A 12853-nucleotide genomic window follows, 5' to 3' on the forward strand; every position below is an offset into this window, starting at 1 on the left:
GGTATTACTTGGGAATCTAGGTGAAGACGGGACGGGGGTGGCCGATTATTCGGCCACTGGGGACTGGACCTCGGTGACCAGAATCAAGGAACTCACATGGCCGTCGGAGTCGGGGAACGTGAGGGTGACTTCGGTGGTCTCGGTGAGGTGTTCGATGGGCACGGGGATCGGGATCGCGCCGAAGAAGTCCGAGCGGTTGGCCTGGTCGTAGCCGGGCCAGTCGTTGGGGACGTCGACGCGGTGACCGTTGACCTCGAGGACCGGCTGCTTGGACTTGTCGTGTTTCCGCCCCAGGCCCATCCGCAGGATCGCCCGGCCGTCACCCGTCGCCACGTCGTTGAACGTGAACGTGATGGGTTTGTCGGCTTCAATGGGTTGGAGGTAGGTCTTGCTGTAGTGTGTGGTGGATTGCACCTTGGTGGTGGTGGGGATTTCGCTGCCGAACGTGTAGACGAGCATCACCGCTTCGTGCCCCCGCAGGGTCAGTTCGTTGATCAACCCGAAGGCGTTGTCTTCGATGTAGATGGCCGCTTCGCGCTCGGGGACGTGGAGCTGGCGCAACTGGAGCGAAGACTCGGCGGGCAGCTCAGTCTGGTGGTTGAGGTTGACCGTGCGCGGGTTGTCTTCGAGGTTGGTCAGGCCGACGTAGGCGGTGGTGCCGTCCACAAACGCCTGGACGTAGAGGTCCGGGTCGTCGGCAAACGCAACGGCGCGGTCGCCCTTCACATCTTTCCAGAAGTCGTAGAAGTAGAACTTGGGCGTCTTGAGGAAGCCGGTCACCTGGCCGTCGACGATCTTCTCGGGGTCGGGCCGCCAGAGGTCGACGCTGTAGGGTTCGAAGTTTTTGGACGGGTCTTCGTAGTGCCACGGGCTCTTCGTGGTGATGAAGGGGACGGTGATGGCGATGCGGTCTTGCCGGTCGAGGAAGCCGAAGGTCAGGTGGAGGAGGCTGGGCAGGTGGGCGGAGGCGTAGGCGTCGGAGTAATGGTCGCCGAAGCCCTTGGGGATATCGCCGAACTCGGAGATGGCGTGGGGTTTGGGCTGGTCCCAGAGGATGTAGCCGTAGGTTTCGATGAGGTCGAGGATGGCGTCGACGTTGGAGCCGGAGCGGCGGTTGTCCTGGCCGGTGACGTTCGTGCCGTCGTAGGGGTGGACGGAGATGGCGTCCATATACTCGCCCGCCTCGTCCATAAACATCTTCATGCGCTCGTCCCAGTGCTTGAAGTCCCAGAGCTCCTGGGAGGGCCAGGCGCTGGAGTAGCCGATGATCTGGGTGGACAGGCCGCGTCGATCGAACTCTTTGCCGATCGCTTTGAAGTACTCAGTCATCTCCTTGCGGATCGCGGCGTGGTCCGTGCCGAAGCTCTTGGTGTGGACGAACGGCTCGTTCAGCGGCTCGTAAAAATCGGGGCGGTAGTCGTCCTCGAACAGGAACTCGAAATAGTCCGCAGCGAAACGCGCCGCATCGGTCGGGTCTTCGCCGAGGCGGAAGGCGACGTAGGGGTGTTCGGTCACGATGCGGCGGGTGGTGCGCTCGCTGAAGGCGGGGTCGTTCGTGTCACGCCACAACTTGTCCGGCGCCATCGCCTTGACCATGTCGGTCGTGGGGTAGGGCGGCGGGCCTTTGAAGAAGTTGAACGGGCTGTTGAAGAAACGCCCGAAGCCGACGTCGTAGTCTTCGGTGAGGTGGCGGATGTCTTCGGGGGTGAACGCGAGGACGTTGGCCCAGTCGCCGTGAACGTTGATGAACTTGTCGCGCTGCAGGGCGGACTCACCGCCGATGAAACGCTGAGCGCCGAGGTCGAGGGTGACCTGAATCACCTCGTCGGCGGCGTGGTGCTCAGCCACGCTGGCGGCGGAGTAACCCAGCCCGAGGCAGGCCGCGGAGATCGAAAAAAGCGTGGGTAGCTTGAGCATGGTGAATCCCTTGGAGAAGCGAAAAGCAAGAAGACGGGCGGGCCGGGTGAGGGCCGATTGCCCGAAATTATATACTTAATCTTCTCGGAATCCACCCGCGTTGCGAGCGATCTCGGGGGCTTATCCGGCGTTGTCGACGTCGAACGCGTTGATCTGATCGATCATCGCCCGGAGCTTGCCGTAGCCGTGCTTGGTGTGGTGGAACCACAGGCGCGGGAGCTGGAGGTGGCTGCGTTCGGTTTCGAGCGGGCCGCCTTGTTGGATCTTGCCTTCGACGATGAGGTCGGCGTATTCGTCGCTGAGCTGATCGAGCTGTTTCTCGGTGAGCGGCCGACGGATCCGCAGCACCAGATCGTTCCGCACGAAGCGTTGGCTGTGGTAGTTGCGGTAGAACCCGCTGACGTGGCGGGCCGCGGCGGCGGGGTCGTCGGTGACGAAGTAGAGGTTCTTGTCTTCGGGGCTGATCCACCCGTTCTCGAGCAGCGACTTGGTGACGTAGTTGTCCCAGTGCATCCAGTAGCCGGTGCCGGCCGCGTGGGTGCCGGGGGCGTCGATCATGACGATGGGCACGAGCGGGGCCTTGCCGGTCTGGATCAGCGTCAGGGCTTCGAAGCCTTCGTCCTGCGTGCCGAACCCGCCGGGGAACAAGGCCACGGCGTGACTCATCCACATGAACATGAGCTTGCGGGTGAAGAAGTAGCGGAAGGTGACGAGCTTGGGATCGCCGACGATCACGTCGTTCGCATTGGTTTCAAACGGCAGGCGGATGGCGACGCCGAACGCGGACTCTTTACCCGAGCCCGCGTGTCCGGCCCGCATAATGCCGTCGCCCGCGCCGGTGATGACCATCCAACCCGACTCGGCCATCGTGCGGGAGAACCGGACGCAGGCTTGATAGTCGGGGTGGTCTTCGGGGGTGCGGGCGCTGCCGAACACGCTGATCTTGGGGTGGTCGTCGTAGGGGCGGAAGACCTTCAGGGCGTAGCGGAGTTCTTTGAGAGCACGGGAGATGAGCTTGACCTCGCCGAGGTTGGCCTCGTCGGTGATCAGCTTGAGCCCGGTGTGCATGATCTCCCGGACGGACTTGCCCTGGATCGTGTCGGGGTTGCCGCCGAGTTTGGCGACGAGTTGGTTCATTTCAGCGATCATCGATTGATCGACGGGGTTGGGGGATTTGGATTCGGTCATGCAATAACAAGTCTTTCTTTCGAACGGGCCGTGGCGTCATCAGTGTCGCGCGCGGCGGGGTTTAAGCAGGTAGTTTGGGGCCCGTGGATGAGGGCGGTGTAAGCGAAGGGTCGTCGGGTCGCAAGTCCGGCGCGACCTCGGTGGCCGGGTCGCCCTTGCCGGTGCGGAACCCGAGCTTCACGAACAGCCACCGTCGGCCGGCGTGGATCGGGCGGATGAACTTACGCCACAGCCGGATGCTCACGGGGCGGTAGCGGTCCAGGTCCATCTGTTCGGGCGTGAGCTGATCGGGGCGGTGGCGCCGCCAGTTCTTCATGAGGTGGTACAGGTCCGCACGCTTGGCCGAGGGCAGCCACCACGCCCGCGGATCGAACCACGCCCGCCAGCCGCGGCTGGCGAGCAGGCTGATCTGGAAGTCGATGAGGTACGGCTCGCCGTCGTCGCCGACGAGGATGTTGTCGCGCTTGTGCAGGTCGACGATGGCGACGCGTTGGGCGTGGAACCGCCGGATGAGTTTTTCGAGCGTCGGGAAAAACGCGTCGTGCGGTCGTTCACCTTCTTCCAGCGGGTGGCCCTCGATGTACAGCCGGGCCGCCGCACTGGGGTAGATGTATCCATCGACATCGATTTCGCCGAGGACCGTGGGCACGCCGGGCTCGCCTTGCATCCGCCGGTACACTTCTTGTTCCCGTCGGTGGAACAGCTCGCCCAGCCAGGCAAATGGAACGCCGAACGCAGACTGGCGTCGGCTGAATTTGCCCACGGCTTTTTGTGTCGCGTCGTCGGCCCGGGCGTACAACGCCGTCGCAGCGAAGGCGTCGTGTTTATAGATGTGCAGGCGACGCCAGGTGTACCCACCGGCGTCGAACCGAGCGGGCGGGTCATCGGCCCCGAGAGCACGCAGCCAACGGGGCCGGGGCCGAACCGTGGGCGCTGTGCCGTCTGGGTCAGGAGTCGTTGAGGCCGATGGAGGCATTGCGATAGTTTAGCCACAATCGCCATCACGCAAGGGGCGAACCTTGCGAACCGCGCGTTTTAGCCCTCCGAAGCGGGCGTTCCGCCTTCCATCGAAACCAAATCCTTGGCGATCCGTTGGGTGAGGTCTTCGATGCGGCGCATCGATTCTTTAATGTCCGAATCCAGTCTGAACGTGGCCAAATCATTGGATCCACCGTTGGCCAGGATGTCCGCCAGGTGCTGATTGATCCGGTTACGCAGCGACTTCAAGGTTGGGCGCAGCTCCCGCGCCTGCTTGGCCGGCTCCGGGTCGCCGGTGTGCAACGAATCCACGACCAGCTCCAGCGCTCGGCTGTTCGTGGCGTAAAGATCGGCAAAGGTCTCGCGCGAATCGGTCGAAACCGCGAGCGAGGTATTTGCCATGCGGCGGCCGGCCAACGCCAGGAAGTCGGTCTCGATGATGTCGGCGATCAGACGGACGCGGTTGCTGATCGACAGCAACTCTTCGAGGCGCTCGGCCGCGTTGGCGGAGACCTCGCGCTGCGACAACTTGCCGAGGTAGGGCACGACGTGGCCGTAGAGCGTGTCGACTTCTTTGCCGAGTTGCTTGAGCCGCTTCATCCCTTCGCTGTTCTTGGGGTCGAGCGCATCGGGGACCGCGGCGAGCATGTTGCCCACCCGCCGGGCGGCGCGGCCGATCTCCATCCGGGCCAGGTCCATCGCGATCGGCGGGGTGCCCAGGGCGCTCGACGTGATGAACTTGGGCTTCACATCCGGCACATCCGGCTCCTCGGCCGGCATCGGCAGCATCCAATCGACGACCCGGATCATCGGCGTGGCCAGCAGCAGGAAGACCACCCCGTTGATGACATTGAACAACGTGTGGGCGTTGGCGATGGCGCGGGGCGCCTCGGCCGCCAGGCGTTCCAGGCCTTCGAGGTCGGCACGATCGGGGGTGATCATGCGCGTGAGGTCCGCCAGCTGCGGGATGAAGAAGACCCACAGCAAGACACCCAGCACGTTGAACAAGACATGCATGGCCGCCACCCGGACCGCGGCGCGGGACTTGCCGATCGCCGCGAAGATCGCGGTGACACACGTGCCGATGTTCGCGCCCAGCGCCACGGCGATCCCCGCCTCCAGCGTGAGAAAGCCCTGGGCCGCCAACACAATGACCAGGCCGGTCGTGGCCGCCGAGCTCTGCACCACCGCGGTAAACGCTGCGCCGATCAGCACCGCCAGGAACGGGTTCGACATGCGTTTCATCAGGTCCACGAAGGCGGGCTCGTCACGCAGCGGATAGGTCGCGTCGGACATCAGCCCCATCCCCGCGAAGATCAGCCCGAGGCCGAGCACGATGCCGGCGTAGTTCTTCAGCCGCGATCGCCGGGCGATCAACTGCGTGAAGACGCCCGCGGCGATCAGTATCGGGGCGTAGGCCGTGATGTTGAACGCAATGATCTGTGCGGTGAAGGTGGAGCCGACGTTGGCCCCGACGATGACGCCGAACGACCGAGCCGCGTCGATCAGCCCCGCCGAGACAAAGCCGACCAGCAGCACCGTGGTGATGGACGAGGACTGCGTGGCCGCGGTGATGAACACGCCGCTGATGGCCGCGACGACGCGGTTGCCGGTGAGCTTGTGCAGCAACTGCCGCATGCCCTCGCCCGCGGCCGCCTTGAGCCCGTCGGCCATCATGGTCATGCCCAACAGGAACACCGCCAACCCGCCCAGCAGGTTCATGGCGATCATCGGGATGTTGAGATCGGCGAGCGTGGGGCTAAGCAAATCGGCCTCGTTAGACAGGGCAAAACACCGTTAGGAATCGATTCATCATACCGATAATGCATCGCGTTCCCGCATCGGCCGTGAACCGGCGGCCCGCGTTGGACGATACACCCGTGTGGTTGCATCACGACCGGGTGGTGCATGCGCTGCCCCGGTGTTGATGGGGCCATCCTGCCGTGTGTCCGAGAGAGAGACTTTATGCCGCTGCCCAATCGTTACATGCAACTCGCGCCCGGGCCCGACCCGGAGCAGATCCCCCAGATCGTGAATATGATCGTGGAGATCCCCAAGAAGCGGCGGAGCAAGTTCGAAGTCGACAAGACCTCGGGCCTGATCAAGCTCGACCGATATTTGTACAGCTCGGCGATGTACCCCGGCGATTACGGCTTCGTCCCGCGCACCCATGCCGAGGACGGCGACCCGCTGGACGTGCTGGTGATGGTCAACGAACCGACCTTCGCGGGCTGCCTGATCGAATGCCGCCCGCTGGGCCTGTTTCGCATGACCGATAAGGGCGACAACGACTTCAAGGTCCTGGCGGTTCCCAACACCGACCCGATCTTCGCCGACTACCTGGACATCAGCGACGTGCCCAAGCACTTCCTGCGTGAGGTCGAACACTTCTTTGCGACCTATAAAGAACTCGAAGGCGGCAATCAGGTCGTCACCAACGGCTGGGGCGACATCGAAGAAGCCCACGCCGAGATCCTCAGCTGTATCGAGCGTTTTGAAACGATGCAGAAGCGTCGGGATGAAGACATCACCCAGGAAGCTCAGCGTCCGCTGCGGCGATCCAGCGACGCGGCGTGATCTAAGCCAGATTAGAAATCGTCTGTTACGAAGGCAACAGTGCCCTGCTTTATTCTGCGCTATCAAAGGTCTGAGTTGATTAAGTTGAAACAACGATCCGGGTTGCGGTCCGTATGAAATTATGGTTATTCCATCGCTCACGGTGTTTGAGATTATTGGAACTCCCGGTGTGGCGATAAAGGAATTTATGAACTGTCCAAGTTCAACTTTGGAAAACGAATCTGCCGTCGCCTCCCCACACGGTTGGTTCGCTTGGGGATTAGTCGGGGTTTGGTTCGTGTTGGTCGCGTCCGGGTTTACGATCGTGAACGCGTCCGGCGCTGCCGGCCAAGCGCCTCCGTTCTGGCCATCGGGTTCGGGCTTGCAAGCCCCGTTCGACGATTTCGAAGTGATTAGTTTTTGCCCACACCGACTGCCCGTGCACGACCGCTACGCTGGCCAACATCCGCGCGTTATCCGCGAAACACCCCGAAATATTTAACACCCAGATCGTTTTCTTCGATACCGAACGGCGTCGCGACGAATGGGCCGTGACCCGGCTGAAAACGATGGCCCAGGGCATCCCCGGGGCCGAAGTGATCTTGGCCCACGATGGCCAAGAAGCGAAACGCTTCACGGTTGAAGCCAGCGGCCACGTTCTGGTTTACGACACGGATCACGGCTTACTGTTTAGCGGCGGCATCACGCCCTCACGGGAGCACGAAGGCCGGACCCTGGGATTGGACGGGATCGAGTCGTTGATCAAGGAAGACACACAGCTTCCTCTCCTTCAAGACGCGACCGTTTACGGCTGCCCGCTGAACTGCCGATGCCAAAACGCTAATCAAAATTGGGAGCTGTAAATCGAGATTTGTAGTTACAGAAAGTATCGGATCATGATTTCTATTGAACAAGACAAAGCTGATCTCATTAATTCGAAACTCGATCACGCCTACCGCGACCTCTGGCGTGGCAATGACCGCGTATTTGCCGTAGCCCTACTCGTGCAGTGGGGCGTGTTGATTGTGCAGGCCCTGGTAATTTCGTCACGGACCTGGGTCGGCGAAGAGAGCGCGACGCACATCCACGTCTGGGCGGCCTTGCTGCTGGGCGGGGTGATCTGCCTGCCCACCGCGTTGATGGGTTGGTACCGACGTGGAACACGCACTGCCCGGCTGAGCATGACCGTCGCGCACGCGCGCGTGGTCGCGCTGATGATCCACTTCGGCGGCGGCCGGATCGAGTGGCACTTTGCGGTGTTTGTCTCGCTGGCGGTGTTGGCGATTTACCGCGACCCTTGGGTGTTGGTGGTGATGACCGTGCTGGTCGCGGGGGATCACGTGGCCCGCGGCATCTTTGGGCAGCAATCGATCTACGGCTACGTGGGCGCGAGGCAGTGGCTCTGGCTGGAGCACGCGGTCTGGGTGGTGATCGAGGTCGGGCTGTTGATGGGCGGGATCCGTCGCTCGGCCCGCGAGATGATACAGATCGCCGAACGGGAAGCTGAGCTCGAACTAGTCGGCCAAGTCGGCATCGCCCGCTCGGTCGACGGCATGATCCAGTACATCAAGCATATCGAGACCACCTGCGACCTGACCGAGCAGGTCGACTCCCGCTTCGACGGGGTGACCGTCGAGCTGGCGAACACCATGAACGGTTTCATCAAGACCCTGCGTGGCATCATCGAAGAAGTACACGGCGCGGCGCGCGAGGCGTCGTCTTCATCGATGTCGATCTCGGCGGGCACACAGGAGATGGCGCAGACGGCCGAAAGCATGCTCCAGTAAGCCAAGGCGATCAGCGGAAACGCCAGTTAAGCCAGCAGTGTGGCGGAACAGGGCAGCCAAGTGATCGGCGAAACCATTCAGGGCCTGCGTGTGATCGGCGAAGGCGTACAGCAGGGCGGCGAATTGGTGAGCCAACTCGACGGCCGGAGCCAACACATCGGGTCGCTTGTCACGGTGATCCAGGACATCGCCGACCAAACGAACCTCTTGGCGTTGAACGCCGCGATCGAGTCGGCGCGGGGCGGCGAACACGGGCGGGGCTTCGCGGTTGTGGCCGACGAGGTTCGCAAACTCGCGGACCGCACGGCGAGCGTGACCGAGGAAATCCAGAAGGCCATCTCCGAGATCAACATCGAGACGAGCCGGGCCCGTGAGGAGATGGAACGCAACAGCCAGAAGGCCGATGAGTGCGTGGAGCAGAGCGCGACCGCTGCGGAGATCCTCGAGAGCATCCTCTATCGATAGCGGGACGTCGACGCCGACATCCAGAAGCTCAGCGCGGGTTTCTCCGAAGTCGGCGACGCCTCATCGTCCATGAGCGAGTCGGTGACGTTGTTGGCCGAGCGGAACGAGCAGCTCACCAAGCTGGCTGAGCAGTTCAAAATGCGTTAATCGCTCAGGTGTGTATAGACAGCGTTAATATTGTCACTTGGCCGCGCAGGCCTTCCGGCTGTTCTCGTATCCTTGGTGGTATTCCGATTTTTCCACGAGGTAATGCGATGAAGCTGCGGAGCGCAAATGGCAGGACAGGTTTTGTTCTATTGGGCATCATTGGCGCGGTGGCCGGAGCGTTTCCTATTGTGGCGGGCAACGTGACGCTCGATGCACAAGACCGCGAGACGTCGGTGTTGATCCAGGCGCGGACCGGGCCGGCGGACAATGTCGATGTCACGAACGCCGCGCCGGGCTTTGGTTTGTTCGACGACACGATCGACGAGGGCCTGGTCATTGGCGACCCGCCGCCGCAGGTCAGCAACGCGTTTGCGGCCCAGACGTCATCGCAGGGTGTGGACGGCCCCGACTTTGTTTTCGATGCGGCGGGCAATGTGTCGTACGACTCGGTCGAGACGTTCACGCTGACCTTTGCCGACAGCGAGTACGCGGTCACGTTCACGGTCGACATGAGCACGAACTACAGCCTCACCGGCACGGGCACCTACATCGACGGGGCGGGCGGCGCGGGTGGCTACCGGGTCGCGCTGCTCAAGGGGACCGAGACGTTTTCGCCCGATCCGATGGACACGGTTTTCACGTCGTTCGGCTTCGCCGATCAGGGGCCGGACTTTGACGGGCTGGTCGAGGTGGTGCCGTTCGCCGACGCGGGGACGCTGGACCCGGGCACGTACACCATCGTCGGCGACGCGGGGGTGAGCGGCGGGATCAACGCGGGCAACCCGGTGACGGGGTCGTATGACTTCGAGCTGCGGCTGTTCGACACGGTGCCGGAGCCGACGACGGGGCTAGTGCTGGCGGGGTTGGTGGTGGCGATGGCGGGGCGGAGGCGAGGGGCGTTGGTTGGTGCGGTGTGAGTGGGATGTGTTGTGAAAGCCGCGGCGGCCCCGGGTCATTGACCCGGGGCTAAAGTGAAACCGCTCACGGTTTTGGCCGTGGGCGGTTGTGGTTTTGGGAGGGAGGGTGTGCGTTAGCTGCCGAGGGCTGCATTGAAGGTTGCGCTGGGGCGCATCGCGGCGCTGGCCTTGGCGTCGTCGGGCTGGAAGTAGCCGCCGAGGTCGACGGGTTTGCCTTGGGTGGCGTCGATCTCGGCGAGGATCTTTGCTTCGTTGCTCGACAGCGATTCCGCGAGCGGGGCGAACTGGGCTTGTAGCTCGGCGTTCTCGGTCTGGGCGGCGAGGGCCTGGGCCCAGTACAGCGCGAGGTAGAAGTGGCTGCCGCGGTTGTCGAGTTGGCCGACCTTACGCAGCGGGGATTTGTTTTCGTTGAGCAGTTGGGTCGTCGCGGCGTTGAGCGTGTCGGCGAGGACCTGGGCGGCGGCGTTGCCGGTCTTCTGGGCGAGGTCTTCGATGGACACGGCCAATGCGAGGAACTCGCCAAGGCTGTCCCAGCGGAGGTGGGCTTCCTGCACAAACTGCTGGACGTGCTTGGGAGCGCTGCCGCCCGCGCCGGTTTCGAAGAGGCCGCCGCCCGCGAGCAGCGGGACGATGGACAGCATCTTGGCGGAGGTGCCCAGCTCGAGGATGGGGAAGAGGTCGGTCAGGTAGTCCCGCAGCACGTTGCCGGTGACGGCGATGGTGTCCTGCCCGTCCTTGCATCGCTGCAACGCGTGGCGGGTCGCCTCGACGGGGGCGAGGATCTGGATGTCCAGGCCCGTGGTGTCGTGGTCGGGGAGGTAGGCGTTGACCTTTGCGATGAGCTGGGCGTCGTGGGCGCGGTTTTCATCGAGCCAGAAGATCGCGGGGCTGCCGGTGAGCTTGGCGCGGGTGACGGCGAGCTTGACCCAGTCGCGGATCGCGACGTCTTTGGTCTGGCACATCCGGAAAATGTCGCCTGTCTCGACGTCGAAGTTAAAGATGCTTTTGCCGTCCTGATCGACGACCTGCACTTGGCCGGCGGCGGGGAGTTCGAAGGTCTTGTCGTGGCTGCCGTACTCCTCGGCCTTCTTGGCCATGAGCCCGACGTTGGCGACGCTGCCCATGGTCGACGGGTCGAACGCGCCGTGTTCGATGCAGAAGTCGATCGTCTCGCGGTACACCCCGGCGTAGCAGCGGTCGGGGATGACACACTTCGTGTCTTTCTGCTTTCCATCGGGGCCCCACATCTGACCCGACGCGCGGATCATGGCGGGCATCGAGGCGTCGATGATCACGTCGCTGGGCACGTGCAGGTTGGTGATGCCCTTGTCCGAGTCGACCATCGCCAGGGCGGGTTGGCTGTCGTAGACCGCCTGGATATCGGCCTCGATCGCGGCCTTCTGCTCGGCGGGGAGGTCGGCGATCTTCGCCACCACATCGCCGAAGCCGTTCTTGGCGTTCACGCCCAGCTTGGCAAACAGGTCGGCGTACTTCTCGAAGAGATCAGCGAAGTACACCTCGACGCAGTGGCCGAAGATGATCGGGTCGCTGACCTTCATCATCGTGGCCTTCATGTGCAGCGAGAACAACACGTCCTTGGCCTTCGCGTCGGCGACCTGCTCGGCGAGGAAGCTTCGCAGGGCCTTGGCGCTCATGACCTGGGCGTCGATGACTTCACCTTCCAAGAGGGCGAGGCCTTCCTTCAGCGTGGTGGTTTCGCCGTCGCTAACCAGGTTGATGCTGACGGTGGTGGGGCCCGCGCAGGTGTGCGACAGCTCGCTGCCGAAGAAGTCGTGGTCGCTCATGTGGGCGACGTGGGTCTTGGAGTCAGACGACCAAGCGCCCATGGAGTGCGGGTTGGCCTTTGCGTATTCCTTCACCGGGCCAGCGACGCGGCGGTCGGAGTTGCCCTCACGCAGCACGGGGTTCACCGCGCTGCCCAGCACTTTGGCGTAGGCGGCTTTGATGGCTTCTTCTTCGGCGTTGGCGGGGGAGGCGGGGTAGTCGGGGATGTTGTAGCCGTGCTCCTGCAGCTCAGCGATGGCGGCGGTGAGCTGGGGGATGGAGGCGGAGATGTTGGGGAGCTTGATGATGTTGGCCCCGGGCGTCTTGGCGAGTTCGCCGAGCTCCGCCAGGGCGTCGGACTGCTGCTGCTCGGGGTTGAGCCGATCGGGGAACAACGCGATGATCCGCCCGGCCAGCGAGATGTCCTTGATCTCGACGCCGATGCCCGCGGCCTGGGTGAAGGACCGGATGATCGGCAGCAGCGAGTAGGTCGCCAGGGCGGGGGCTTCGTCGGTCTTGGTGTAGATGATCGTGGGCGTGGCGTCGGACATCGGGCGGGCTTCCGGGTGCGGGGAAAAGCGGGCAAATTCTTCTGGGGAGTGAGGAGTATAGTGTCAATGCAATTTCAAGCGGGGGGTCAAGGAGACCTGCGGGATGAGATGGGGTGTGGTGCTGGCTTGGGGGGTGTTGACGGCAGCGGCGTTGTGGCCCGGGTTGGCCGATGCGCCGCTGACGGGGACCGAGGGTCACCGCGCGATGACGGGCTCGCAGATGCTCGAGCGGGGGGAATATGTGGTGCCGACGTTGTTCGGGCAGACTTATCTGCGTAAGCCCCCGGGGCAGTACTGGCTGATCGCGGGGGCCGAGGGGGTGGTGGGGCAGCCGACCGAGTGGGTCTGGCGGCTGCCCGGGGTGCTGTCGATCGCGGGGCTGGTGGCGTTGTTGGCGTGGTGGGGCGGGCGCTGGTTCGGAACGATGGGGGCGTTGGCAGCGGGGGCGGCGGCGGTGTCGTTGTTTTCGTGGTGGACCATGGCGCGATCGGCGGACATCGACGCGGCGAACACGTTGGCGGTCGGGTTGTGTGTGGTGGGCCTGATGGAGGCGGGGGTGTAG

The 12853-nt window shown here is 63.4% G+C and carries 12 protein-coding genes; 6 read left to right on the plus strand and 6 right to left on the minus strand.

Features of this window, described 5'->3' with window-relative positions; translation table 11 throughout:
* Window positions 1-45 precede the first annotated feature (45 nt).
* From HNQ40_RS11710 to HNQ40_RS11725, 4 genes are all read right to left on the minus strand, one after another.
* On the minus strand, window positions 46-1917 hold the full coding sequence (locus HNQ40_RS11710) for a T9SS C-terminal target domain-containing protein (protein ID WP_184678017.1): 1872 nt from the start codon (window positions 1915-1917) through the stop codon (window positions 46-48).
* 120 nt (window positions 1918-2037) lie between these two features.
* A complete protein-coding gene (locus HNQ40_RS11715) occupies window positions 2038-3105 on the minus strand; it encodes an LOG family protein (RefSeq protein ID WP_184678018.1) in 1068 nt (355 codons plus the stop codon).
* 61 nt (window positions 3106-3166) lie between these two features.
* Window positions 3167-4081: a hypothetical protein gene (locus HNQ40_RS11720; RefSeq protein WP_184678019.1), complete on the minus strand. Its 915-nt coding sequence runs from the start codon at window positions 4079-4081 to the stop codon at window positions 3167-3169.
* Window positions 4082-4140: 59 nt separating this feature from the next.
* Entirely contained in the window at window positions 4141-5850 is a 1710-nt protein-coding gene (locus tag HNQ40_RS11725; protein ID WP_184678020.1) for a Na/Pi cotransporter family protein, read from the minus strand.
* 198 nt (window positions 5851-6048) lie between these two features.
* Here HNQ40_RS11725 and HNQ40_RS11730 point away from each other — a divergent pair, with 198 nt between their 5' ends.
* The 4 genes from HNQ40_RS11730 (at window position 6049) to HNQ40_RS11745 (ending at window position 8891) form a co-directional block, all read left to right on the plus strand.
* Window positions 6049-6660, plus strand: a complete 612-nt coding sequence (locus HNQ40_RS11730; RefSeq protein ID WP_221435505.1) for an inorganic diphosphatase — start codon at window positions 6049-6051, stop codon at window positions 6658-6660.
* Between the two features lie 530 nt (window positions 6661-7190).
* On the plus strand, window positions 7191-7502 hold the full coding sequence (locus HNQ40_RS11735; protein WP_184678021.1) for a hypothetical protein: 312 nt from the start codon (window positions 7191-7193) through the stop codon (window positions 7500-7502).
* 33 nt (window positions 7503-7535) lie between these two features.
* Complete coding sequence (locus HNQ40_RS11740) at window positions 7536-8426, plus strand: hypothetical protein (RefSeq protein WP_184678022.1); 891 nt, start codon at window positions 7536-7538, stop codon at window positions 8424-8426.
* A gap of 39 nt (window positions 8427-8465) precedes the next feature.
* Entirely contained in the window at window positions 8466-8891 is a 426-nt protein-coding gene (locus tag HNQ40_RS11745) for a methyl-accepting chemotaxis protein (protein ID WP_315852775.1), read from the plus strand.
* Here HNQ40_RS11745 and HNQ40_RS11750 read toward each other — a convergent pair.
* Window positions 8882-9028, minus strand: a complete 147-nt coding sequence (locus HNQ40_RS11750) for a hypothetical protein (protein ID WP_184678023.1) — start codon at window positions 9026-9028, stop codon at window positions 8882-8884. The two genes, HNQ40_RS11745 and HNQ40_RS11750, sit on opposite strands and share 10 nt — an antisense overlap.
* A 177-nt stretch (window positions 9029-9205) precedes the next feature.
* Here HNQ40_RS11750 and HNQ40_RS18620 point away from each other — a divergent pair, with 177 nt between their 5' ends.
* Complete coding sequence (locus HNQ40_RS18620) at window positions 9206-9955, plus strand: PEP-CTERM sorting domain-containing protein (protein WP_184678024.1); 750 nt, start codon at window positions 9206-9208, stop codon at window positions 9953-9955.
* A 113-nt stretch (window positions 9956-10068) separates the two neighbouring features.
* On the opposite strand, the gene HNQ40_RS11760 is transcribed toward HNQ40_RS18620, so the two are convergent.
* The gene (locus HNQ40_RS11760) at window positions 10069-12291 is read right to left on the minus strand and encodes an NADP-dependent isocitrate dehydrogenase (RefSeq protein WP_184678025.1); all 2223 of its coding nucleotides are present in this window, start codon (window positions 12289-12291) and stop codon (window positions 10069-10071) included.
* A gap of 103 nt (window positions 12292-12394) precedes the next feature.
* On the opposite strand from HNQ40_RS11760, the gene HNQ40_RS11765 reads away from it, so the two are divergent.
* The gene (locus tag HNQ40_RS11765; RefSeq protein WP_184678026.1) at window positions 12395-12853 is read left to right on the plus strand and encodes an ArnT family glycosyltransferase; all 459 of its coding nucleotides are present in this window, start codon (window positions 12395-12397) and stop codon (window positions 12851-12853) included.

Origin of the sequence: Algisphaera agarilytica (genome assembly GCF_014207595.1) — a bacterium.
In the GTDB taxonomy this organism is placed as follows: domain Bacteria; phylum Planctomycetota; class Phycisphaerae; order Phycisphaerales; family Phycisphaeraceae; genus Algisphaera; species Algisphaera agarilytica.